Source organism: Faecalimonas sp. LCP19S3_D12, from assembly GCF_052121495.1.
Lineage (GTDB): Bacteria > Bacillota > Clostridia > Lachnospirales > Lachnospiraceae > Faecalimonas.
This window is the reverse complement of the sequence record NZ_JBQKED010000008.1, coordinates 18,453-42,431: the sequence shown is the minus strand read 5'-3', so window position 1 is coordinate 42,431 and position 23,979 is coordinate 18,453. Positions and strand designations below refer to the sequence as shown.

The following is a 23,979-nucleotide window of genomic DNA, read 5'->3' as shown; positions in this document are numbered from 1 at the left end:
TTTAGAAGGAGTGAATTTATCATTGGACTCGAGTGCCGTCATACAAATTATTATTTTAATTATTCTCTTAGGGTTATCTGCTTTTTTTTCTTCAGCGGAGACCTCATTGACTACGGTAAACAAGATTCGTCTTCGTTCTCTTGCAGAGGAAGGCAATAAACGTGCAAAAATGGCATTGAAGGTGACTGACAATTCCGGGAAAATGTTAAGTGCAATTTTGATTGGCAACAACATTGTAAACCTATCTGCTTCAGCATTGACAACCAGTATTGCCTACAGTTTCGGTGGATCAGCAGTTGCCGCCGCAACCGGAATCATCACTGTATTGATTCTTATTTTCGGAGAGATCACCCCAAAGACAGTTGCAACGCTACACTCTGACACACTCGCTTTAATATATGCCTACCCAATTCATTTTATTATGACAATCTTAACTCCGATCAGTTTTATTATAAATATGCTTTCGCGTGGTATCCTGTTTATTCTCCGCGTCAATCCGAACGGAAAAGCCACTACGATGACTGAGACAGAGCTCCGAACGATTGTAGATGTCAGCCATGAGGATGGGCTCATTGAGTCCGAAGAAAAAGAGATGATTTACAATGTATTTGACCTTGGAGATGCCAAGGCAAAAGATGTCATGGTTCCACGTGTACATGTCACATTTGCTGATGTGGAAAGCACTTATAATGAACTGCTTGACATTTTCCGGGAGGACAAGTTCACTCGTCTTCCGGTCTATGAAGAGACAACTGACAATGTCATCGGTACAATTAATATGAAAGATCTTCTTTTATTCGATAACACAAAAGAATTTCATGTCCGTGATATTTTACGCGAAGCATATTTCACGTACGAGTATAAAAGTATCTCCGAACTGCTCGTGGAGATGCGAGAGGCATCTCTCAACATTGCAATCGTATTAGATGAGTATGGCGAGACAGCAGGACTTATCACTCTGGAGGATATTTTGGAAGAGATTGTCGGAGAGATTCGAGATGAATACGATGAGAATGAAGAAGAGTTTTTAAAAGAGATTAATCGAGAAGAGTTTGTTGTAGAGGGCTCTATGAATCTAGATGACTTGAACGATCGGTTAGATTTGAATTTGAAATCTGAGGATTATGACTCACTTGGTGGATTTATCATCGAACAACTTGATCGTCTTCCGGAGGAAGGCGACGAGATTACTACTGAAAACGAAATTCGCATGGTAGTCGATTCACTTGACAAGAACCGTGTAGAAAAGGTTCATATTTATTTGCCCCCAAATTTTTATGAAAAAAAAGATTCTGAATATGATAATGAAATTTAGAACTGAAATTCCCCGCAGAATATGCGGGGAATTTTTTATTATTCTACTACAACACCTTTTTGCAGCATTACGTTTGCATAAATGGCTGTCTCGCCTGTCGCAATGATACAATATACTTCTTTTGCTTCATCATAGAATGCAAATCTTTCAATATTTCCCACTGCGTCAGCGCCACGCTCATCGTGTTTTGCAACGATTTCTTTGTATGTATCCCAAATAGGAGTCTCTACTTTTCCTACATCACCAGGCATTAATTCCATCAGGTTAACTGGTTTTTCTACATATGTATCCAATGGGAACACTTGCAGGATTGCGTCTAAAATTTCTGGAACGCCATGTCCATCCATACGAATTACAATCGCGTTTTTCCCCATAGACTCAGATGGAAAGTTCCCGTCTGCGATTACCAGACGGTCACTGTGTCCCATTTCACATAATACTTTTAATAATTCCGGTGATAAAATTGATGGTATTCCTTTTAACATATCTTATCTCCCTTATGATTCTTATTTATAGAATGGTCCGTATGTTGCGCAAGCTCTGTAATCAGCAGCTTCTTTGTCCATTCCAAATGCACTCCATGCAGCTGGTCTGAAGATCTCTTCTTCTGGTACGTTGTGCATACATACTGGAATTCTCAACATAGATGCCATTGTAATTAAGTCAGCACCGATGTGTCCATAAGAGATTGCACCGTGGTTAGCTCCCCAGTTGTTCATTACATCGTAAGCTGTCTTGAATGCGCCTTCCCCTGTACATCTTGGTGCGAACCATGTACATGGCCATGTATAGTCTGTTCTCTTCCATAATACGTCAGATACTTCATCTGGAAGGTTGATTGTCCATCCTTCTGCGATGTAAAGAACAGGTCCTAAACCTTTCACTAAGTTCAAACGGATCATTGTAGCAGGCATCTCTGCTCTTGTTAAGAAACGAGAAGAGAATCCGCCTCCACGGAAGTATCCGTTATCTGCTGCGTTCCATGTAGTAGCCGCCATAACTTTATCCTGATCTGCTTCTGTCATCTCATACCATGGTTTCATAACTGCATTTCCGTCAGCGTCTTTTACTTCGCCACAAGCGTCTAAGCAGCATGCTCCTGAGTTGATTAAGTGAATAAACCCATCTGCTTCTTTTGCCTTTCCGTCAATTTCATATCCTGTCACTCTCTTAACAGCGTCTCCACTCCAATATGTACGAACATCTGCAAACATCTGAGCTCTGTTTGTCAAAAGTTTCATGAATAACATTCCAAGACCGTTCAATACGTCATTTTCTGTCGCAAGCACATATGGTTCTCTTGCTCCATTCCAGTCAAATGATGTATTTAGCACTGCTTCTGCAAAGTCTCCGTTTGGATAGAAGTCTGTCCATTGTCTCTGTCCTTGGAAACCTGCTGCAATTGCGTTGTGTCCAACTGCTTCTTCTTCGCATCCTGCTGGAAGGTTTTTATTTCCATTCATTAAGTCTTTGATGATAACTGCCATCTTCACTACGAATTCGAACTGTTCTTCTTTCTTTTCTTCGCTCATCTTCAGTTCATCTGGGTTTTTATCAAATCCGATTGTACATTTTTCTTTTGCCCAAGCAAGTGCTTTTTGGAATTCTGCTTCATCGTAGATGCCTTCTGTCATACGACGGATGATCTCTACCTCATCAACAGATTCCACACGAAGTCCTAAGTATGACTCCATAAAGTCAGAATCGATAATTGATCCACCGATACCCATACAGATAGATCCAATCTGTAAGTAAGATTTTCCTCTCATAGAAGCTGCTGCAACTGCTGCACGTCCAAATCTTAATAATTTTTCTTTGATATCATCTCCGATTGTAGAATCGTCTGCATCCACAACATCATGTCCATAGATTCCAAATGCAGGAAGGCCTTTCTGTGCATGTGTAGCAAGTACAGATGCAAGGTAAACTGCTCCTGGTCTTTCTGTTGCATTTAATCCCCATACAGCTTTGATTGTTGTTGGGTCCATATCCATTGTCTCAGATCCATAACACCAACATGGTGTAACTGTCAATGTGATAGCAACACCTTCTTTTCTGAATTTTTCTTCACATGCCGCCGCTTCTGCAACACGTCCAATTGTTGTATCTGCAATAACAACTTTCACTGGTTCCCCATTAGAGTATTTTAAATTCTCCTCAAATAATTTTGCAGCCGCTTTTGCCATTCCCATCGTCTGATCTTCCAGACTTTCACGAACTTTTAAAGCTCCTCTTCTTCCATCAATTGTTGGTCTGATACCAATTACTGGGTATCCTCCGATTAATCTGCTTTCTGCCATTTTTTTCTTCCTCCTTAAGTCTTATTGAATAATAGTTTTAAATTTCTCATATGCTGCATCCCATTTTTCCGCATCTTGCGGAAGATACTCATATGTAGTTTCTGATTTTGCAATAATTTGTCTTGCTTCTGCAACATCTTTGATCTCTCCGAGTGCTATCAACTGAACAGCAATATTTCCAAGAGCAGTTGCTTCTACCGGTCCGGCAATTACTTTCCGTCCATTTGCACTTGCTGTCATCTGACAGAGCAGCCTACTCTGAATTCCGCCTCCAATCATGTTAATCACATTGAAATGCTTTCCTGTACAAGTTTCAATTTGCTCTAATGTATATCGATATTTTAACGCTAAACTCTGGTTGATACAGCACATAATGTCACCGATTGTCTCTGGTACTTTCTGTCCTGTTCTCTCACAAAATGCACGGATTCTTCCAGGAATATCTCCTGTTGTATTGAATTCCGGTGAATCCGGATCAATAAAACTCTGGAAGGGTTCTGCCTCCTGAGCCATCTGCTCCAGTTTGCCAAATCCATACTCTTTTCCCTCACGAATCCACTGTCTTCTACTTTCCTGTGCAAGCCACAGACCGATAATATTCTTCAGGAAATTGTATGTTCCGCCGTATCCGCCTTCATTGCTTACATTCAATTCGAATGATTCTTTTCCAATAACAGGTTCTTTTAACTCTGTTCCAAATAAGCTCCATGTTCCACAACTGATGAAGATAAAGTCTTCCTCCTGCGTCGGTACTGAAACAACCGCACTCTGTGTATCATGTCCCGCAATGGCAATGACTTTCGCCGATTCCACACCAAGCTCTTCACAAATGGATGACCGTAATGTTCCTACAACAGTACCACTTGGTACAATCTCCGGAAAAAGCTTTTTCGGAATACGCAGTGCATCCAAAATTCTATCAGACCATACTTTATTCTTTGCATCCATCAACTGTGTTGTACTTGCCATTGTATACTCTGCTTTTTTCTCTCCCGTCAGGAAATAGTTGAACAAATCTGGAGTCAACAATAATGTATCTGCCCTCTCCAAAATCCATGGTCTCTTCTGAACAAGAGAGTAGAGTTGAAAAATCGTATTAAAGTTTTCGAACTGATTTCCTGTGAGATTGTAGACCTCCTCTTTTGAAATTGCTTTGAATACTTCCTCCTGCATACCAATCGTTCTGTCATCTCTATAATGCACGGCACTTTCCAGCAAAGCTCCATGTTCATCCAAAAGTCCAAAATCCACACCCCATGTATCGATCCCAAGACTTTCAAAACCGCCTTTTTGCTTCGCCTTCACAATACCTTGTTTAATCTCAAAAAAATGTCTCAGCGTGTCCCAATACATCGTTCCGTTTATAATAACCGGGTCATTGGAAAATCGGTGAACTTCTTCCATACGGATCTCTCCATTTTTCAAAGTACCTAGAATTGCACGCCCGCTTCCCCCACCGAAATCAAATGCAAGAACCTGCTTTTTCTTATCGCTCACTAATATGCCTCCCTTCAGTTTTATTCTAAACTTACTGTTATTTTTATTTTACCATTGTCTTTCTTGTAATGCTAGTGTTATAATAGTAAAAAATATAATAATATTCACCTAAAGGAGAGCTATGCAGTACATAAATTACCGAGAGACAAGACAGCGCGGAACCGCTGATTTTCCATTAGAGTTTCATCACGTCACAAGTACACATCCACAATATCTGATGTCCTTTCACTGGCATGTTGAATTTGAAATTATTCGTATTTTAAAAGGTACTTTTACACTAACCTTGGACGAGCAGGAAGTTTGCGTTTCTGAGGGTTCCACTATTTTTATTCCGGCTGGTTCTCTACACGCCGGAATACCTTCTGATGGGTGTATTTACGAATGTATCGTCTTTGATCTAAACATGCTGATGAACAAATCAGACACATGTTGTCATCTGATTCGTCAAATACTGAATCACGAAATTGAATTACTTCCCGTCTACACACCATCTTATGACAATATACACCTAATTGCATGGTCACTATTCGATGCGATGGCAACTAAAAATCCAGGATATGAGTTACTTGTTCAAGGTGCGCTGTATCAATTTTTTGGTACAATTTTTTCAAAAAATTATTACTCAGATATGCCTACCCAAACTCCTAGGGATCACAAAAGGATCTTACAGCTAAAACAGGCTTTGGAATTTATCGAATCGTCCTACACCTTACCATTATCTCTTCAGGAAATATCCGAAAGCGTCGGAATGTCACCAAAATATTTTTGTCGCTTTTTCCAAGAGATGACACATCGGACTCCAATTGATTATTTAAACTATTATCGAATCGAAAGAGCCTGCTATCATTTACTCACAACAAATCTTTCTATTACTGAAGTCGCTTTTTCTTCAGGTTTTAATGATTTGAGTTACTTCATCAAAACATTTAAAAAATATAAGGGCACCACACCAAAAAAATATCTCAAGTCCTAATTAAAAAGAAAGGCAGCATAAAATTTTTGTGCTGCCTTTCTTTTAAAAAATACCAAATATTTTTTCCCGAAACGATTTATACAAAGAATCATAATCTGTATAACCGATTTCACTGTTTTTAAAACGCTTTTTCCATTCTGCACAGATACTGTCCGCTATCAACCTGCACTGCTCATGTTCTGTCTTCAAAATAGCAGGGAACACATAATAAATCATAAAGAAATTGATATCAGCCTGAGTACGGGAAGAAATTCTTTTTTTTGCTCCCTGTGTAAATCTGTTCTCTACACTCGCCCCGACTACCTCTGCAATCTCAGCAGCTGCGCTCTCTTTCTCATCAGATGCATCCACATAATCTGTCATCTCCTGAAAAAAATGTCCATTTTTTTCAAGAAACTGTTCCATATTTATTTCATATGATTTCTTTTTCAATTTTTTCATCATATCGCTCATATTGTCAAACATTGTCTCTAGATTTCTAAGCATATTGTTCCTCCTGCCATCTCTATCATTTCAAAAAGGAATCGGTGTAAATCCGATCCCTTTTTTATTTACGTATTTACTTACTAGATCTTAATCGTAAAGGTTTGGTTTGATATCTTTATCTTCCATGTTGTCTGTGTTGTACCAATAACCGTCCATTGGAATATCAGCTACTTCTTTGCCATCACAGATATCTGTCAATGCATAAATTGTTTCGTATCCCATTTTCAGCGGAGACTGTGTTACAGAACCAATAAACTGTCCTGATGTGATAGCCTCTTTCTGCGGTGTACCAGCATCGAATCCAACACCAATAATTCCTTTTGAAGGATCTGTTGATAATTTATTTAATGTCTGGTTTGCTGTGATAACACCTTCTGCTGTTGTCTGATTAGAACCAAAGATAGCGATTGTGTCATCTTTAGACATAATTTTCTGAGCTTCTGTAGAAGCTAAGTCTACTGTTGTCTGTGACGGAACACCTACTTCAATGATAATTTCCGCTTCTTTCTCATCTACTTTTCCTTCTGTTGCATTTACATAGAATTCATTACCAACTACCGCTACTTTCTTACCTGCTGCAGTACAAAGCTCAATCATCTTGTCGATAAATCCTTGTCCACGCTGTTGAATGTTTAATGCTGTAGCATCCTGATTAACTTCACCGATTCTAACTTTTTTATCAACTGTAGCTGCTTTTATTTTTTCTTCAATTACAGGGAACATATTCTCTGCTGCAACTGCACCTGCTGCCGCATTATCTGTAGCAATTGTAGCTTTTACGGCACCTTCTTCAACACCTTCAACACCTGTGTCGAAACATACTACTGGAATACCTTTTTCCAACGCTTTATTTACTGATTTGATTACCGATTTTGCATCACATGCAGCAAGACCAATTCCGTCTGGTTTCTTTTCGATTGCATCGTCAATCATCTGAATCTGGTCAGCAATATCTGATTCGTTAGCTGGTCCGTTAGTATTTGCTTTTACACCCAACTCTCCACAAGCTTGTTCAATACCTTGAACAGCCGCCTGCCAATATGTAGACTGAAAGCTCTTTACAAGGATTTCAAATTCATATCCTTTGCTTTCTCCACCGCCTTCGTTTCCTCCGTCAGTTGTGTTTCCTCCATCTTTTGTTCCACACGCTCCCATGGATAATACCATTGCTGTAGTAAGTAATGCAGCTACGACTTTCTTTTTCATTTTTGCTTCCTCCTTAATAATTTTTAGTTTATATGAAGTCCTTCCCGAACACCATATTCATTAATTTTTTACTATTCTTCTATGCTTTTTTCTTTTTTGCAACATCCACTAATACCGCTGCAATCAACACAATACCTGTAAAGATTTGCTGCCAGTTTGCTTGTAATCCGATAAACGGAAGTCCAACTTTCATTAAGCAGATTACGATTACACCAAGGAAAGCTCCAAAAATCGTACCCACTCCACCAGTTGCTGACACACCACCTACAATCGCACCACCGATTGCATCAAGTTCAAATCCCGCTCCTGAGCCAGGATAAATTGTTGCATATGTTGCTGCATAGGCAACTCCTGATAGTCCTGCAAACAGACCTGAAATAATGTATGCTAACATATGATAGAATTTCACATTTACACCTGCAAGTCTTGTTGCTTCTTTATTACTTCCGATTGCAATTGTATAACGTCCAACTCTTGTATGATTCAATACAAAAGACATAACAATTACTAAAACAATAATAAGTACGATACCTACTGGAATTACCTGTCCATTTGCGGATGTGAATTTAAAAATTTTTCTAAATGCTCCATCAGCAGAAATTGCCGAAGGCCATGATACACCAAATCCACCACAAAGTGCAGGTCCAAGTCCACGTGTAATCATACATGTACACAATGTTGCTAAAAATGGCGGTAAGTCCATGATTGCAATTAAAAATCCATTAAATACTCCAATCAAGACACCAACACCGATACATGCAATGATTGCAACCGGTACAGATGCTCCTTTATGTACAATTAAGAATCCTCCAATTAACGCATAGGAAACTAATCCAGTACCAATAGAAAGGTCAACCCCACCTGTAATCAATGGGAACGTTACTCCCAACGCCATAAGTGTAATATAATATGAGTTATCAAGCACACTTACTAATGTTGAATATGTTCTAAATGTAGGACTGAGAAGGCTGAAAAGTGCAACCATTACAATGATGATTCCCAATACCATAGCTTCTCGTCCATTAATTTTACTAAAAGCCTTTTTCTTTGTCATCCTCTTTTCCCCCTACTCAATCTCTCTTGTTGCAAAATTCATGATATTTTCCTGAGTCGCTTCAGAAATATCAAGCTCACCGGTTTTCTTACCTTCACACATTACGATAATCCGATCACTCATACGTAAGATTTCTGTCATTTCCGAAGAAATCATAATAATTGATTTACCTTCATGTGCCAATTGATTCATCAGCTTGTAAATTTCATTCTTTGCACCAACATCAATACCTCTTGTAGGTTCATCGAAAATCAAGATGTCACAGTCACGTGTAAGCCACTTTGCAATAACAACTTTCTGTTGATTACCACCTGATAAGTTTACAACCAGCTGATCTACACCAGGAGTCTTTGTTGCAAGTGCATCCACATACTTCTGAGCCACTTCTTCTTCCTTTTTCTTGTTTATGAATAGTCCATTCATAAAGTTCTCCATGGAAGCCATTGTTGTGTTCTCAGCCACTGTTTTCTGAACTACAATACCATATCTCTTTCTGTCTTCTGAAAGATAACCAATACCACATTTAACTGCATCCTGCGGGTTGTTAATTGTAACTTTCTTGCCATTAATATAAATATCTCCACTTTCTTTTGGGTCTGCACCAAACAGAGCTCTTGCAGTCTCTGTACGTCCTGCACCCATCAAGCCTGAAAAACCAAGTATCTCACCTTTTCGCAATTCAAAGCTTACATCCTGTACCATCTTTCCTGCATTGAGATGTTCTACTTTCAATACGACCGGCGCATCCTTCGGAACCATACTATGCGTCTTCGGATCTTCATAAATGACACGACCAACCATCATGTTAATAATATCTTCTTTTGTACAATCTTTTGTAATCAATGTTCCAACATATGTACCATCACGCATAACTGTTACACGGTCTGTAATGACTTTAATCTCATCCATACGATGTGATATATATACCATCGCAATATCACGTTTTTTCAAATCACGGATAATCTTAAACATCTCTTCAATCTCAGATTCTGTAAGAGCCGCCGAAGGTTCATCAAAGATAATGACTTTGGCATCAAAGGAAACCGCTTTTGCAATTTCACACATTTGCTGCTTACCTACCGTTAGGTTCGCCATTTTTTCTCTTGGATCAATGTCAACATTCAATTTATCAAATAATTTCTTTGCTTCTTCATTCATTTTTTTATCATCGATTTTGATTCCTTTTTTGAATTCTCTACCGATGAAAAGATTTTGAGCAACCGTCAAATGTCCCAACATGTTCAATTCCTGATGCACAATTACAATACCTGCATCCTGTGCTTCTCTTGTGTTCTTGAACTCAACTTCTTTTCCCTCATATGTAATTGTACCAGAATCTTTTTTATAGATACCCGTCAGTACCTTCATCAATGTTGATTTTCCAGCACCATTTTCACCCATCAGTGCAAGAACTTCACCTTTTCTTATTTCCAAATCCACATGGTCCAGTGCGTGAACACCAGGAAAAGATTTGTCAATATCTTTCATTGTCAAAATAATATCGCCCATTTTCTTACTTCTCCTTTCTCTGTATCACCACTAATTTTTTCTACGTCTTGCAGAAACGTCTGCATAAACTGCTGCAATAACGATCAAACCGGTAATAATGTACTGATATTCTTTTGTAAATCCAAGTGCAAGAATACCTTGTTGTAACAGAGAAATAATAACCACACCAATCACAGTTCCACTAATTGATGCAAGACCACCAGCCATAGAGGTTCCACCCATTACACAGCCAGCAATCGCTTCGTTATTGTACTGGTCACCATATCCCGGCTGCACTGTTGTATATGTAGCAACAAAGAAAATAGATGCGATACCGACTAAAGTTCCACAAATAATGTATGCCAACATTTCCCATTTCTTTACATTTACACCAGAAAGTCTTACCGCTTCTTTATTGCTTCCAAGGCAAAGTATATACCGTCCCCACTTTGTCTTATTTAAGATAACAGCACAAATCACAGCAATCGCAAGGAAAATAATAAGCCCTGTCGGAATCTCTCCCACTGCAACAATACTCTTATACCATCCATCGGCATCCGATTCCTGCGGCCAGCTTACAGACTGTGTTTTTGTAAATACTGCTGCAATACCTTTTGCTATGTTCATACTTGCCATAGATACAATGAACGGCGGTACCTTCCAATACGCAACCAAATATCCATTAAACACTCCAAACGCCACACCAATCAAAATACTCATAATCAAACTTGCTGCCATTGGAACGCCATATGTTGTCAAACTGTATCCCGAAACTAATGAACAACAAAACATAACAGGTCCAATCGAGAAATCAATCCCTCCAGTAGCGATAACAAATGTTACGCCCAAAGAAAGAAATCCCAGAAAATACACATAATTCAGTGTATTCTTAATACGTGAAAATCCAAAAAAACTTCCGCCCGTCAGAATTCCAAACGCTAAATACATTAAGAGTAGGACACATACCAAAACAATTCTATTGAATCCCACCTTCTTCACAAATGCATTTTGTTTAATCTTTTCCACTTTTATTCCTCCTTCATAATTTATCCTCCGAAACATTTACCTCTACTTTCCGTCTGCCACAAATTCGTCCTTGATATTGCGTGTAACGTTTCGCCCCTTATTACGCATGCACAAATCGGCATTTTTCACACACAAAAAGCCGTTAAACTGTTTCTATAGTGCATATTATACTATCATATTGCCCTTTCGTCAACATTTTTTTGGGTTCTTTTGATAATTATTTCACTCATTCCTCTCATCTTTTAAACACTCGGACGTAAAACGTTTCATTCAAGTGTAGAAATAGAATCTCCCTCTTGTATTTTTGTGCCAAAACACATTTTTACAGACTCCTCCTCTTTCTTCTTTTTGTTTACTCTGTCCAAAAGAAGCTGAACTGCAGCAAAGCACATTCTTTCCATTGGCTGCACTACCAGCCACAATCTCGGCCTTACTACATCAGCAATAATCAGATCATCAAATCCTATTACAGATATGTCTTGCGGACACGAAAACTTTGATTCATTGATTGCCATAATACCACCAAGTACAGTATCATAATTACTCATAAGTACAGCTGTTGGTCGGTTTTTAGACTCTAAAAGTTCCTTCATCTTTTCATACCCAAGTTCTACTGAATGTCTTCCGAGCTTCATATACTGTTCTTTTGCTTCCAACCCTGCTTTTCCCATCGCCTCTTTATAGCCTTTGATTCTCTCAATTCCAGTATATTCCACATCTGAAGCAATTACTGCAATTTCTTTATGATTCCTCTCCAAAAGGAGATTCACGGCACGAAATGCGGCAGTCTGATTGTCTATTCCCACACAGTCAAATTCTTCATCCTGAAAGGATCTGTCCATCAAAACAACTGGAACTTTTTCTTTTCTGGCAATTTTCAAAAAGTTTCCACTAATGCTCACTGGAAATATAATGATTCCGTCAACCTTTCTGCTCAACAAAAATTTTAGATTTTGCGCCTCTTGCTTCTCATTATTGCACGAATCACAAATCATCATACCATACCCGTGTTTTCTAAGTTCCTGACCAATGTAGTGAAGCATCTTTCCCGCAAAATAGCATTCAATATTGTAAACCATAACTCCAACTGTATTCGTTTTGTTCTTTACAAGCCCTCTTGCAATCTCATTCACTTCATAATTTAATTCTTTAATCGCTTTTTCAATCAAAATCTTATTTTCTGGAAGCACATTTCCCCCATTTAAATATTTTGAGATCGTTGCCATCGACAACCCTGTCTTTTCCTTGACGTCACGCATCGTTGCTGACATTCTTTCCACCTTCCTCTTTTCTTTTTCATATTAATAGCGCGAAACGTTTTTCTTAGTTGTTTTTAGTTAATCACATCTTTCTTCACAAAGTCAATAGCATTGGTTATATTTTCGAAAATTTTGACATTTCATTTCCTTCACATCTGTTGTATAATAAATTCATATCAAACAAAACGGAGGTTCTTATGAAGTTATCAAAAAAAATATTTTCTTTATCCTGTGTGCTACTTTTTATTTTCCTTTCCACTGCCAGCTGCGAAAAGAAAATAACGAAAGCAGAATGTCCCTTTACAACTATTACTTGGGAAAACTCATTAGCGGACATAAAAAAACTAGAAGGAGAGCCAGCTGAAACAGATGATTCCGGATATGATGGTCTTGCTTATATTTATCCTAAGACATACAATGGAAAAGATGGCTATATCTATTATATGTTTGATGATAAAGAAAAATTAGTCAGCCTATTATGGGTATATGAGACACCTGATTCCAAGGATGCTAAAGAAGTATATGAAAAAATCCACAGTGAGACTGAAAAAGAATTGGGCGAAAGTGGTTTTCAGTATAATTCCGAAAAATTCGCTAATTCAGGGACACCTGGAGATGTGTGGTACTTAGACGGTGGTAATGTCATTACAAGTATGGTAAGTGTAAGTGAATTTAGTGTAGTACAATATCAATTTCTCCATCCAGATGTCTCTTCTGAAAAGCCAGAATCATAAAAAAGCTCCAGATTCGGAGCTTTTTTAATATATATCTTTATTCACTTTTCTCTTTCAGTTTGAAGTAATTAACTAGGTTTTTCATCTTTTGTGACTGTTTTGACAATTCTTCACTAGCGGCTGCACTTTTTTCTGCAGTCAGTGAATTTGTTTGAACAACTTCTGAAATCTGATCTATTCCAGCTGTAATTTGAGTTACCGCTGAAGCTTGTTGACCACTTGCATCTGAAATTCGATCTATTAATTGTGTAAATTCCTTGGAACCATTAACTGCATTTGTCAATGATTGCGCTGTCTCATTTGCAATCAACGTTCCATTCTCCACAGATCGAATAGACTGCTCAATCAAAGATGCAGTACTCTTTGAAGCCTCTGCACTTTTGCTAGCTAAATTTCGAACCTCATCTGCCACTACTGCAAATCCTTTTCCTGCATTTCCAGCTCTAGCAGCTTCCACTGCGGCATTCAAAGCAAGTATGTTCGTCTGAAATGCAATGTCTTCAATTGTCTTAATAATCTTTCCGATTTCATTAGAGCTATTGCTGATTTCCTCCATAGCGTTTACCATGTTCTGCATCTTTTGATTACTGAGTGTCATTTCTTTATTGACCTCACTCGCTCTCTCATTTGCTTCAATTGCCGTGTTCGCATTTTGACGAATCTGTTCTGAAATTTCTGCAATGGTAGCTGCCAATTCCTGAATCGAGCTTGCCTGTTCCACCGATCCCTGAGATAACGCCTGTGCTCCCACCGAAACATGTTCAGAACCACCCGCAACTCGTTCTGCGCTCTCACTGATGTGAAGCATTGTCTCATTTAAGTGTTTTGAGATTTTTCTGAAAGAGAGCAGTAATGGTTGAAAATCTCCGATATATTCTGTTTCGCATTGTGTATCTACTGTAAAATCCCCGGCAGCCATTCTGCCCAAAAAGTCATTCTCGTCTTTTATAATTACTCTCAATTTTCTTGCTAATTTACGAAAACGTTCTGACAGCATTCCTAATTCATCTCTTGACTCATATGGAATAGAAATCTCCAATTCTCCATTTGAAATATCTATGGTAGCTTTCTCTAGTTGTCTCAGAGGAACTACAATCCCACGTACGATAATATACGAAAAAGTAACTCCCAATGAGACAAACACTAAAAGTAAAACCAACATACTTAATTTTGCTTTAGTATATGTATGGTTACTTTCAATCTTAGCCTGCTCACTTCCATTCATATTATATTCTATAAGATTACTAATCACATCATTTATATTATTATACAGTTTAGCCCCTTCATTGTTCAGCTTTTCCAAAGCCTCTTCCCAGTTGCCCTCTGCTTCCATTTTTATAATAGTTGCGTCAAATTCTTTATATTCATCCCAACATAAAGCCAGCTCATTAAAAATCTTCTTATCTTTTTCATCAACGACAGCTTTTTTATAAGACTCAAGAAACGTATCCATAGAATTCTTTTCTTTTTCAAGATATTCCTTACTTGCCAAAAGATCTTCTCTGCTTTCTGTCGTCAAAATCATCGTCTCATTCAACCGAACATTTGATAATGTTGTACTCATACTTCGTGCAGTGCTCAATCCAAATAACCAATTTTCAGTAATGTCGTTCGTTACTCCATTTAAATTTTTCATCTGTAATAAAGACAGACTTTCCAAAGCAAGCAAGCCGGCCAAAGCAATCCCTATAAGTATGTATAGTTTCCCTCTAATTTTTAGGTTTCTAATTACATTCATCACGGTTTCCCCCTTTAGCTTAATATAAATTTAATACGTTTTTATACACACTTTAAATTTATCGACTGCTTGTTATAAAAACCTAAGATAAAAACAGAAAAAATCTCTTATCCTTTTATTTATATTTCTAGACACCATACACCTGCTATTCATTCACGAGTAACACTTTTCCCTGTACAAGTCCCGGCGTCTTGAACATCTGGAACGCTTCCTGAGCCTGACTCATCGGCATTTTTTTATAGATAAACCCATCATCAAACTTGAGCTGTCCTGTCGCAAAATAATGTGCGGTAAGTTCCCATTCTCTTCCTGGAAACGGAGCACTGTAAGACATCCACGATCCAGTCAATTTGAACTCTTTACGGTTCATGTTCTCCCACATTTTCGGTGTGAATAAAAGGTCTACATGAGGTGTCCCGATAAAACATACATGTGCCTTATTTCCAGCAAGCTCAAATGCCATATGCATTGTCTGCACCTGCCCCGCTGTCTCGAATACGTATCCATACCCCTTTTCTCCTGTGATTTTCATCGCCTCTCCCATATAATTTTCCTTTGTTGTATTGACAACTACATCTGCCCCTAATTTTTTTGCAAGAGCAAGTCTCTCATCGCTAATGTCAAACACAACCACCTTCTTTGAGCCAAAAATTTTTGCCCACTGCATTGTAAACATGCCAATTGTTCCGCCGCCTAGAATTGCAACATACTCTCCTCCTCTATAATCATTCTGAAACACTCCATGAAGTGCAACTGTAGAGGGTTCAAACATCGCTCCCTGCTCATAGGAAATATTTTTATCAAATGGAACTGCATTCTGCTCTGGAATTACAACATAGTCAGCGTTACTTCCCTGCTGTCTGGAACCGATAAAACTATAATGTTTACAAAGTGAGAAATTGCCATTTTGGCAATCATCACATTTCATACACGGCAGCAATGGTGCACCAGATACTCTGTCCCCAACTTTTACTTTCGTTACACCTTCTCCCACTTCCACTACATCACCGGAAAATTCATGTCCCAAAACAATGGGATAAAAATGCACGCCGTTATGTAGTACTCTCGGAATATCTGAGCCACAGATGCCAGACACTTTCACTTTTACTTTTACCATTCCCCCACGAATCTGTGGTTCTTCACACTCTAGATACTGTACATCTTCATTTGCACAAACAACCGATGCTTTCATGTTTATATTCCTCCTATTTTTTCATAGTATTTTTTAATTGGTTATATAGCTCCAGATAAATTTCATAATTTTTGTTGTACACGTTGGCGTTTTCAGGATTTGGTTTGTGGAAACGTTTCGCTTTCACGGTCAAAGCTACCGCCTCTTCAAAGTCTTTATACATGCCGACTCCAACACCTGCCAAAATCACTGCTCCAAGAGTCGTTGCAGTATCTGAGGACGGCACCACAATTGATTTTCCAATCACGTCAGATTTAATTTGTGTCCACAACAGTGAATTTGCTGATCCCCCCATCGCACGCAGCACACTTACTTCAGCACCTGCTTCTTTTGCTACTTCTAGATTATGACGCAGAGACAATGCCACACCTTCCATTGCCGCTCTCACAAAATGTCCTTTCGTTTTACGAAAATCCAATCCATAATAAATCCCCTTCGCATTCGTATCCCAAATTGGAGATCGTTCTCCTGACATATAAGGCAGGAAAATAACTCCGTCGCTTCCAGGTGCAACTTTTTCTGCAATCTCATTGAACAACTCCAACGAGCTCTTTCCAACTTTTTTCCCCTCTTCCCGCTCATAGTCTGCAAATTCACGTTCCAACCAGCGCATAACACCTCCGCCTCCAGTCGTGCCTCCCTGCAAAAGCCATCGATTAGGCACAACATGGTAACTTAGAATTAATCGCTTATCAGCCTTATATGTATCTGTACAGATACTCATGCCTCCTGCCTGACCTCCCTGCTCCTGTGTCTCACCCACATTCAACACACCGACTCCAAGTGTCCCACAAGCTGCATCAAGTCCCCCTGCTACAACCGGAGTTCCAACCGCAAGCCCGCTTTCCTTTGCCGCTTTCTCTGTCACTCCCCCAATCACATCATGGCACGCATGAATCACTGGCAATATATCCATCGAAATTCCAAATTTCTCGCACATCTCCTCATTCCATGTTCCGCTATGCATATCAAAACAATGCAAACCATACCCTTGCGATAAATCTTGGGTCATTTTTCCGGTCAATTTATATGCAATATAACTGTTGGACTGCAAAATCTTATATGTTTTTTCATATACTTCCGACATATTTTGTTTGTACCAAAGAATCTTTGCAGTTGTATAAGACGGTTGCAGCGAATTTCCACACAACTCAAAAATTGCATTCTCTCCAATCTTTTCTTTCAGCTCCTTACAAATATCCGTCGCTCTTGTATCCATCCAAATTGGTGTATTCGTGAGTACATTTCCATCTTTGTCTACAGCTATTGCCGACCAACTCTGCCCATCGATCCCAACTCCTGCAATTTGATTCGGTGAAATCTTACCTTTTTGCAATGCCTCTTTCACCGCCAAGCACACTGCATCCCACCACTCCTCTGGATTTTGTTCTGCCCAGCCCGGTTTGGGATAATATACCGAATAACTTCCATTGGCCTGTGATAGCACTTCACCGTTTCTATTAAAAACCGCAACTTTGCAGGCACTTGTTCCAATATCAATTCCTAATAAATATGGTTTCATTACTCTTTCCTCTTTATTGATCTTCCTTCTACAAAACTTGTCTGTAATTTGATAGTAATACTGTTGTCTTCTTTCTGGTACCCTTCTAAACGCTGCAACATCAATTCTGAGACATGTCTTGCAATTTCTTTTGTCGGCTGTGTCACAATACTCAGTTTTGGCACACATGCTCTTGCAAATTCTACATTGTCAAACCCAATAAATGACAATTGATCCGGTATCAAAATATTGAGCTCATTCAGTTCAATAATCGCCCCCATTGTCATTTCGTAGTTTGATACAAACACCGCTGATATATCAGGGTTCAATTTTACTAGCTTTCGCACACTTGCCGCTCCTCCAGCTATCGTATAATCACTATGCACAATCAGCTCCTCAGAAATCTCTACGCCCGCCTGCCCCATTGCTCTGCGATATCCTTTCAAGCGCTCATCTGCTGTAAACACTTCTTTCGGCCCTGCAATCATTCCAATTTTTTTGTGTCCTGCTTCCAGAAGTTTTCGAACTGCATCTTCTGCTGCTTTCTGGTTATCTACCAAAACACAGTCACAATCAATATCCTTCAGTTTTCTATCAATCATCACGATTGGAATATTGGATTTTGCAACCGTCTGAAGATGCTTTCCTTTATTTCCTGACGGCATAATAATTATGCCATCTACCCTGCGTTTTTTCAAAAACTCAATTGCCTCATCTTCTCGTTTCTCATCCGTACGACAATCGCAAATCATCGTTGCATAACCTCTGTTTCTTAAAATATCCTCTATCTCTGTAATAATCTCAGCACAGAAAATATTATTGAGTTCTGGAATTAAAACTCCGATGATTTTTGTTTTATTTGTCTTAAGTCCTCTTGCAACTTCATTCACCTCAAAATGTAACTCTTCAATTGCCTTCTCAATTTTGATACGGTTTTTTTCACGAACATTGCCCCCATTCAAATAAGAAGATATGGTCGCTAACCCGAGTCCTGTCTCTTTTGCAACATCTTTAATTGTAGCTGCCAAATTTCTTTACCTTCCCTCTTTTTTATTCAACTTAAAAGTCACTTATTTTCCCTTATTGACACATCCACATACTTTCATACGATTCACAGCCAATTCTTTTACTGCCAGCATACCAACTTCCCCAATTTTTTTTGGATCAAATGTCTCTGGCTTTTCTTCCAATAATCTCTTTACTGCATCCGTATAAGCCACACGTAACTCTGTCGCAAAATTCACTTTACACATTCCACGATTCACACATTCTTTTATCTCTTCATTACTAAGTCCAGACGCTCCATGAAGCACGAGCGGAACGGATACTAAGGCTTTTATTTCTGATACTCTCTCTTTGTCTAATACCGGTGTTCCCGCATAAAAGCCATGTGCCGTTCCAATTGCAATTGCCAACGACGAAACTCTCGTTCTATCAACAAATTGTTTTGCTTCTATCGGATCTGTGTTCATATCAGCCTCCGCTTCCAGATCATCCTCTTTTCCGCCTACTTTTCCTAGTTCTGCTTCAACAGGAATTTCCTTTTTCTCCGCATCTTCCACTACTTTCTTTGTAATTGCAATGTTATTCTCCAAGCTTTCATGAGAACCATCAATCATAACAGATGAATACCCTGCCTCTATCGCCGCCATCGCTAATTCATAACTGTTTCCATGATCTAAATGCAGGCATACTGGAACTGTTGCCTTTTTTGCTTCCGCAGCTACAATTGCCGCATATGTCTCTAACGAGCCATACTTTACTGTAGATGGCGTTGTCTGAAGTATAACAGGGGCATTTAACTCTTCCGCTGCTGCTATTACTGCTTTTACCATCTCCATATTTTCTACATTAAATGCACCAACTGCATATCCGCCTTTTTGAGCATCTAACAACATTTTTTTTGATGTGACTAATGGCATCTTTCATTCCTCCTTACAAAACCGAAACGTTTCGTTTTTTGTTTTTATAATAGTACGATTCTTACGAAAAGTCAATATTATCTTAAAAAATCCTCCTCTTATTTCTGTAGAGCAAATTACTATAAAAAAAGTGAAATACTTCCTGAAAAGTATCTCACTTTCTATAGCTAATCCTATTTCCACAAATCTTTATAAATCTGTATGACATCTGCTTTCGTCGCTTCTCGCGGATTTGTTGCTGTACATCCATCAACCAAAGCCGCCTCAGCCATCACATCTAATTTACTCATATATTCTTCTTCTGTAATTGTTCCCATCTGAGAAATTGAAAGAGGAATATCCATCTCTTTTAACATAAACTGTACCCAGTTTACAAGTGAGCGCACTGTCATAATCTTATTATAACTGCTCAATCCTAAAATTTGTGCAATCGTTGAATATCTTTTTACCGCTGGCAGGTATTCTTTCCTACTCTTGCTGTGCTTATTGATATCACTGTTAAATTCAATGATATGAGGAAGCAACATTGCATTCGCACGTCCATGTGGAATATGGAACATTGCTCCCAGTTGATGAGCCATTCCGTGGTTCAATCCTAGAGACGCAGAATTGAATGCCAATCCGGCAAGACAAGATGCCACATGCATTTTCTGCCTTGCATGTGTATCATTTCCATCCAAATACGCTCTTAAAAGAAATACACCACATATTTCGATTGATTTTTCTGCCAAAGCAGTTGAAAAATCATTTCTATTTGTGCTCACACAAGCTTCAATTGCATGTGTCAAAACATCCATTCCAGTATCTGCCGTAATTGCAGGCGGAACACTCTTCACTAATTCGGCATCCAAAATAGTCTCTTCCGGCGTCAATGATTCTGATACAAGCGGATATTTTCTTTCAGCTTCTCGGTCAGAAACGACAGCAAATGAGGTTACTTCTGAGCCAGTTCCACTTGTTGTTGGGATTGCAATTAACCCCACCTCTCCATAATTGTCCACTTTCAACGCAAATTCACGAATGGATTTTGATGAATCAATCGCTGAACCACCGCCAACAGCCACGATTGCTTCTGGGCGGTATTCTAATAACTTTCTAACACCTTCACTGATTTTTTCAATCGGAGGATCTGGTACAACATCCTTAAAAATATCATAATCAATTTTTGCTTCAATTAAAGGTGCGGTAATTAAATCTATCATTCTGCTTTGTACTACAAACGGATCTGTAATGATCAAAACTTTTCTATAAGGCAATTCTTTTAAGTGATCTAATGCCTGTTCACCAAAGAAAATCCTTGTCTTAATCTCAAAACTTTTCATATCTGACCTCTATTCCGGATAAATACACTCCACTCCTAGACGATTAAGCTTTCGGAGCCATTCTTCCTCAGGTTTTTCATCTGTTACAACTGTTGTAATATCATTCAGACTGCCAATTTTAGAAAATCCAATTTTCCCAAACTTAGAATGATCAATTGCTAAGATTTTTTGTTTCGCACATTCTAGCATTGTTTTTTTATTATTGGCATGTAATTCATCACTGTCAGAGAAACTATTTTTCAAATCCAAACCTTTTGAAGAAATAATTGCTCGATCAGCATAATATGACTGAATTGCTCTGTCTGTTAATGGACCGACCAATGCAAATGAGCCACTTGTAGCCACACCACCGGTTGATATTACTTTACATTCTGGAGTTTCCAGTAATTCAATTACAATCTCCACAGAATTTGTGATGACTGTCATGTCTTTCTTATCTTTTATTGCTTTGGCAATTGCAACTGCAGTAGAACTTGCATCCAATATAATACACTCTCCATCATTAATCATGTTGCTGATTAACTCTGCAATTTTTTGTTTTCCCAAAACATTCCTATTCTTTCTTACATTAAACGGCAAATCAAGATTGGCATTCTCATTAATAACGGCTCCTCCATAGCTTTTTATCGCAAATCCATCATTTTCAAGTTTATCCAAATCTCTTCTGATTGTCTCTTCTGATACATCGTAAAGTTCACTGAGTTCGCTAACAACAACTCTTCGTTCTATCTGTAGTTTTTCTAAAATCGCATTACGTCTCTCTATTGCAAGCATACTCTTTCCTCCAATTCTATATTACAGAATTGCCTGCCGAATTTGTTTATCTGGATGTGCGATTACAGAAGAATCCAAATACATTCCTTCTTTTGCGACTGTCATTTTCGCACGTTCAATTGCCGCTTCAACCGCAGCTACTTCTCCAGTTAACATCATATATGATTTTCCACACATACCTCTTGCAAGACGAAGTTCAACTAAATCTACAATTGCTGTCTTTGCAGCTTCATCTGCTGCCACAATCATTGACGCAGCATCATATGTTTCTATAATACCAAGTGCAGACACCTCTTCAATTTCTGTTGCTCCATAAATTGCCGGGAAAATAGATTCGTGTGGATTTCCCAATACGAAACTGCTGATTAAATGATCTTCATGCTGTACCTTCGCTGTATTCACCGCTGCATCTACTGCACTTAAATCACCTGTAATAATCACAATATATTTTCCAGGACATACAGTCTGTGCTTCAATCACACTAATATCAGAAGTTTTCACCATAGCATCTGCTGCTACAACTCCTGCCGAAACAGTCTTATATTCTACCATTCCAATTGCCTTACTCATTTGGTGCACGTCCTTCCTATTTCTCTATTATAACATACTTGTCATTGACTTCTGTCACTGTACCGCTGATAGATGCATGAATTGCAACGCTCAAACCTTTTCCTGGCTCTGCAATCACCTGTCCCATCTCTACTTTATCACCTGATTTTACAACTGCAGATGCAGGTGCTCCAATATGCTGGCTCAACATGATCTTTACCCTCTTCATATCAACAACATCATCATCAAGTGGTGCTTCTCTGTCATATTTTGTCAAATCAAGTCGTGCCATCAGGCGTTCCATTGGTACTTTTCTGTATTCTCTTTCAGGACCAACTGCTTTTGCCTCAACCCCTTGTGGTGGTTTGATGCCATTTGCTCTAAGTCCCACTTTGTACTCAGCCATCAGGCTTCTTGGCGACAGACTCTGCATACAAGAATATAGCTCACATAATCCACATGAACAACAGAACATTGTATTGATAAATATTTCTGTCTTCTGCATATCTTTACATGTCGCTGCCTGCATAAATTTATGTGGTTCAATTGGATGTCCAAGAAGATGTCTAGGACATAAATCTGTACACATTGTACACTGGCAACAAGACGCTGCTGCACGTTTCAAATCAATGGATGCTTTACTTTTTTTCTTCTGAATAATCAAATGATTTTCCGGCAGAACCAACACCGCATTCGTTGTCTTTGTTACCGCCTGTGCCCCTGTCCCGATGTTTCCCATCATAGGACCACCTATAAAATATACTGCATTTGGAGTCGTAACTCCTCCTGCCATAGCTACAACCTCTTCTATTGTACATCCTATTGGCACTCTTACAGTTATCGGATTATTTACCTCTGCCACTACTGATACTAATTTATCTACAACTGGTGTGTTATGTTTCATCGCACGGTATACATTGTATACTGTCTCAACATTAAATACCGCCACACCACTTTCTATTGGAAGCCCCCCCGGTCTTACAACTTTACCAGTCACTTCATAGATTAGGACAACTTCGTCTCCTGCCGGATATACTTCATCTAAAAGCCCTAATCTTACTCCCTCGTAATCTCCAATACATTCATTCAATGCCTCAATCGTCTTTTTATATGCTTTTTTTATACCAATTATGATATCTTTTGCACCAACAGTCTGACCAATCATATGAAATGTCTCTACGATCTCACGAGCATGTTTTTCCAATAATTGTCTATGTAATCTTAGTAGCGGTTCACATTCTGCACAGTTCAGGATGATTGTCTCTGCACGTTCATCCAACTTTGCATAAGTGGGAAATCCTGCTCCACCTGCACCAACGATTCCATTTTGTTGCAATATGTTGCTCAATTCTTTTATTTCCATAAACTTTCACTACTCCAGTCTTGTTCCATCATCAATAATTCCAACAATCGCCGCATCAACAGGCGCATCTGGCATATTGCATCCTTTACGCGCGGCACTTCCTTGAGCCACAAGAACATATTCCCCAATTCCTGCGCCAATATTGTCAACCGCAATCAATTGTTCTTCTTTCGCTCTCATACTGTCCATAATCTCTACGATCATAAACTTATTTCCTACTAACTTTTCATTTTTTCTCGTGGCAACGATACTTCCCACTACTTTACCTGCGAGCATAATT

The 23,979-nt window shown here is 38.8% G+C and carries 22 protein-coding genes; 3 read left to right on the top strand and 19 right to left on the bottom strand.

Annotated elements, in window-relative coordinates; genetic code table 11:
• Positions 1 to 22 precede the first annotated feature (22 nt).
• Positions 23 to 1,315: an HlyC/CorC family transporter gene (locus ACTQXY_RS03780; protein ID WP_441658340.1), complete on the top strand. Its 1,293-nt coding sequence runs from the start codon at positions 23 to 25 to the stop codon at positions 1,313 to 1,315.
• 38 nt (positions 1,316 to 1,353) lie between these two features.
• Here the strand turns inward: ACTQXY_RS03780 and ACTQXY_RS03775 are convergent, their stop codons facing one another.
• The 3 genes from ACTQXY_RS03775 to ACTQXY_RS03765 are packed head-to-tail and all read right to left on the bottom strand — an operon-like array spanning position 1,354 to position 5,112.
• A complete protein-coding gene (locus ACTQXY_RS03775; RefSeq protein WP_441658339.1) occupies positions 1,354 to 1,800 on the bottom strand; it encodes an RbsD/FucU family protein in 447 nt (148 codons plus the stop codon).
• A 21-nt stretch (positions 1,801 to 1,821) separates the two neighbouring features.
• On the bottom strand, positions 1,822 to 3,615 hold the full coding sequence (locus tag ACTQXY_RS03770) for an L-fucose isomerase (protein ID WP_441658338.1): 1,794 nt from the start codon (positions 3,613 to 3,615) through the stop codon (positions 1,822 to 1,824).
• Between the two features lie 21 nt (positions 3,616 to 3,636).
• Positions 3,637 to 5,112, bottom strand: a complete 1,476-nt coding sequence (locus tag ACTQXY_RS03765; protein ID WP_441658337.1) for an FGGY-family carbohydrate kinase — start codon at positions 5,110 to 5,112, stop codon at positions 3,637 to 3,639.
• Positions 5,113 to 5,233: 121 nt separating this feature from the next.
• On the opposite strand from ACTQXY_RS03765, the gene ACTQXY_RS03760 reads away from it, so the two are divergent.
• Entirely contained in the window at positions 5,234 to 6,085 is an 852-nt protein-coding gene (locus ACTQXY_RS03760) for a helix-turn-helix domain-containing protein (RefSeq protein ID WP_441658336.1), read from the top strand.
• 42 nt (positions 6,086 to 6,127) lie between these two features.
• Here the strand turns inward: ACTQXY_RS03760 and ACTQXY_RS03755 are convergent, their stop codons facing one another.
• The 6 genes from ACTQXY_RS03755 to ACTQXY_RS03730 all read right to left on the bottom strand — a co-directional run bounded on the left by ACTQXY_RS03755 (position 6,128) and on the right by ACTQXY_RS03730 (position 12,616).
• Positions 6,128 to 6,571, bottom strand: a complete 444-nt coding sequence (locus ACTQXY_RS03755; protein ID WP_441658335.1) for a hypothetical protein — start codon at positions 6,569 to 6,571, stop codon at positions 6,128 to 6,130.
• Positions 6,572 to 6,658: 87 nt separating this feature from the next.
• Positions 6,659 to 7,777 carry a substrate-binding domain-containing protein gene (locus ACTQXY_RS03750; protein ID WP_441658334.1) on the bottom strand — a complete coding sequence of 373 codons (1,119 nt, stop codon included), beginning with the start codon at positions 7,775 to 7,777 and terminating at the stop codon, positions 6,659 to 6,661.
• A 79-nt stretch (positions 7,778 to 7,856) separates the two neighbouring features.
• On the bottom strand, positions 7,857 to 8,831 hold the full coding sequence (locus ACTQXY_RS03745) for an ABC transporter permease (protein ID WP_441658333.1): 975 nt from the start codon (positions 8,829 to 8,831) through the stop codon (positions 7,857 to 7,859).
• Between the two features lie 12 nt (positions 8,832 to 8,843).
• A complete protein-coding gene (locus tag ACTQXY_RS03740) occupies positions 8,844 to 10,340 on the bottom strand; it encodes a sugar ABC transporter ATP-binding protein (RefSeq protein ID WP_441658332.1) in 1,497 nt (498 codons plus the stop codon).
• A 30-nt stretch (positions 10,341 to 10,370) separates the two neighbouring features.
• Complete coding sequence (locus tag ACTQXY_RS03735) at positions 10,371 to 11,351, bottom strand: ABC transporter permease subunit (RefSeq protein ID WP_441658386.1); 981 nt, start codon at positions 11,349 to 11,351, stop codon at positions 10,371 to 10,373.
• A 260-nt stretch (positions 11,352 to 11,611) separates the two neighbouring features.
• On the bottom strand, positions 11,612 to 12,616 hold the full coding sequence (locus tag ACTQXY_RS03730; protein WP_441658331.1) for a substrate-binding domain-containing protein: 1,005 nt from the start codon (positions 12,614 to 12,616) through the stop codon (positions 11,612 to 11,614).
• Positions 12,617 to 12,801: 185 nt separating this feature from the next.
• Here ACTQXY_RS03730 and ACTQXY_RS03725 point away from each other — a divergent pair, with 185 nt between their 5' ends.
• Positions 12,802 to 13,338 carry a hypothetical protein gene (locus ACTQXY_RS03725; protein ID WP_441658330.1) on the top strand — a complete coding sequence of 179 codons (537 nt, stop codon included), beginning with the start codon at positions 12,802 to 12,804 and terminating at the stop codon, positions 13,336 to 13,338.
• 37 nt (positions 13,339 to 13,375) lie between these two features.
• Here ACTQXY_RS03725 and ACTQXY_RS03720 read toward each other — a convergent pair whose 3' ends face one another.
• From ACTQXY_RS03720 to ACTQXY_RS03675, 10 genes are all read right to left on the bottom strand, one after another.
• A complete protein-coding gene (locus ACTQXY_RS03720; protein ID WP_441658329.1) occupies positions 13,376 to 15,076 on the bottom strand; it encodes a methyl-accepting chemotaxis protein in 1,701 nt (566 codons plus the stop codon).
• Between the two features lie 145 nt (positions 15,077 to 15,221).
• Positions 15,222 to 16,268 carry an alcohol dehydrogenase catalytic domain-containing protein gene (locus ACTQXY_RS03715; protein WP_441658328.1) on the bottom strand — a complete coding sequence of 349 codons (1,047 nt, stop codon included), beginning with the start codon at positions 16,266 to 16,268 and terminating at the stop codon, positions 15,222 to 15,224.
• Positions 16,269 to 16,281: 13 nt separating this feature from the next.
• Positions 16,282 to 17,790 carry a xylulokinase gene (xylB, locus tag ACTQXY_RS03710; RefSeq protein WP_441658327.1) on the bottom strand — a complete coding sequence of 503 codons (1,509 nt, stop codon included), beginning with the start codon at positions 17,788 to 17,790 and terminating at the stop codon, positions 16,282 to 16,284.
• Positions 17,790 to 18,797 (bottom strand): substrate-binding domain-containing protein, encoded by a 1,008-nt coding sequence (locus ACTQXY_RS03705; protein ID WP_441658326.1) that lies wholly within the window; start codon positions 18,795 to 18,797, stop codon positions 17,790 to 17,792. Before ACTQXY_RS03705 ends, xylB begins: the two co-directional genes overlap by 1 nt.
• 42 nt (positions 18,798 to 18,839) lie before the next feature.
• Complete coding sequence (locus tag ACTQXY_RS03700; RefSeq protein ID WP_441658325.1) at positions 18,840 to 19,691, bottom strand: ketose-bisphosphate aldolase; 852 nt, start codon at positions 19,689 to 19,691, stop codon at positions 18,840 to 18,842.
• A 173-nt stretch (positions 19,692 to 19,864) separates the two neighbouring features.
• Complete coding sequence (locus ACTQXY_RS03695; RefSeq protein WP_441658324.1) at positions 19,865 to 21,013, bottom strand: iron-containing alcohol dehydrogenase; 1,149 nt, start codon at positions 21,011 to 21,013, stop codon at positions 19,865 to 19,867.
• A 9-nt stretch (positions 21,014 to 21,022) separates the two neighbouring features.
• Complete coding sequence (locus ACTQXY_RS03690; RefSeq protein WP_441658323.1) at positions 21,023 to 21,787, bottom strand: DeoR/GlpR family DNA-binding transcription regulator; 765 nt, start codon at positions 21,785 to 21,787, stop codon at positions 21,023 to 21,025.
• 21 nt (positions 21,788 to 21,808) lie between these two features.
• Complete coding sequence (locus ACTQXY_RS03685; protein ID WP_441658322.1) at positions 21,809 to 22,357, bottom strand: BMC domain-containing protein; 549 nt, start codon at positions 22,355 to 22,357, stop codon at positions 21,809 to 21,811.
• A 16-nt stretch (positions 22,358 to 22,373) separates the two neighbouring features.
• The gene (locus ACTQXY_RS03680; protein WP_441658321.1) at positions 22,374 to 23,699 is read right to left on the bottom strand and encodes a 4Fe-4S dicluster domain-containing protein; all 1,326 of its coding nucleotides are present in this window, start codon (positions 23,697 to 23,699) and stop codon (positions 22,374 to 22,376) included.
• Positions 23,700 to 23,708: 9 nt separating this feature from the next.
• A complete protein-coding gene (locus ACTQXY_RS03675; RefSeq protein WP_441658320.1) occupies positions 23,709 to 23,975 on the bottom strand; it encodes a EutN/CcmL family microcompartment protein in 267 nt (88 codons plus the stop codon).
• Positions 23,976 to 23,979 lie beyond the last annotated feature (4 nt).

Bases quoted from the DNA above. Each gene is read 5' to 3' on its own strand.
- ACTQXY_RS03720 (WP_441658329.1), bottom strand. From the start codon at position 15,076: ATGAATGTAATTAGAAACCTAAAAATTAGAGGGAAACTATACATACTT.
- ACTQXY_RS03770 (WP_441658338.1), bottom strand. From the start codon at position 3,615: ATGGCAGAAAGCAGATTAATCGGAGGATACCCAGTAATTGGTATCAGA.
- ACTQXY_RS03775 (WP_441658339.1), bottom strand. From the start codon at position 1,800: ATGTTAAAAGGAATACCATCAATTTTATCACCGGAATTATTAAAAGTA.
- ACTQXY_RS03695 (WP_441658324.1), bottom strand. From the start codon at position 21,013: ATGAAAAGTTTTGAGATTAAGACAAGGATTTTCTTTGGTGAACAGGCA.
- ACTQXY_RS03690 (WP_441658323.1), bottom strand. From the start codon at position 21,787: ATGCTTGCAATAGAGAGACGTAATGCGATTTTAGAAAAACTACAGATA.
- ACTQXY_RS03740 (WP_441658332.1), bottom strand. From the start codon at position 10,340: ATGGGCGATATTATTTTGACAATGAAAGATATTGACAAATCTTTTCCT.
- ACTQXY_RS03730 (WP_441658331.1), bottom strand. From the start codon at position 12,616: ATGTCAGCAACGATGCGTGACGTCAAGGAAAAGACAGGGTTGTCGATG.
- ACTQXY_RS03680 (WP_441658321.1), bottom strand. From the start codon at position 23,699: ATGGAAATAAAAGAATTGAGCAACATATTGCAACAAAATGGAATCGTT.
- ACTQXY_RS03715 (WP_441658328.1), bottom strand. From the start codon at position 16,268: ATGAAAGCATCGGTTGTTTGTGCAAATGAAGATGTACAGTATCTAGAG.
- ACTQXY_RS03760 (WP_441658336.1), top strand. From the start codon at position 5,234: ATGCAGTACATAAATTACCGAGAGACAAGACAGCGCGGAACCGCTGAT.
- ACTQXY_RS03685 (WP_441658322.1), bottom strand. From the start codon at position 22,357: ATGAGTAAGGCAATTGGAATGGTAGAATATAAGACTGTTTCGGCAGGA.
- ACTQXY_RS03700 (WP_441658325.1), bottom strand. From the start codon at position 19,691: ATGCCATTAGTCACATCAAAAAAAATGTTGTTAGATGCTCAAAAAGGC.
- ACTQXY_RS03725 (WP_441658330.1), top strand. From the start codon at position 12,802: ATGAAGTTATCAAAAAAAATATTTTCTTTATCCTGTGTGCTACTTTTT.
- ACTQXY_RS03755 (WP_441658335.1), bottom strand. From the start codon at position 6,571: ATGCTTAGAAATCTAGAGACAATGTTTGACAATATGAGCGATATGATG.
- ACTQXY_RS03750 (WP_441658334.1), bottom strand. From the start codon at position 7,777: ATGAAAAAGAAAGTCGTAGCTGCATTACTTACTACAGCAATGGTATTA.
- xylB (WP_441658327.1), bottom strand. From the start codon at position 17,790: ATGAAACCATATTTATTAGGAATTGATATTGGAACAAGTGCCTGCAAA.
- ACTQXY_RS03745 (WP_441658333.1), bottom strand. From the start codon at position 8,831: ATGACAAAGAAAAAGGCTTTTAGTAAAATTAATGGACGAGAAGCTATG.
- ACTQXY_RS03675 (WP_441658320.1), bottom strand. From the start codon at position 23,975: ATGCTCGCAGGTAAAGTAGTGGGAAGTATCGTTGCCACGAGAAAAAAT.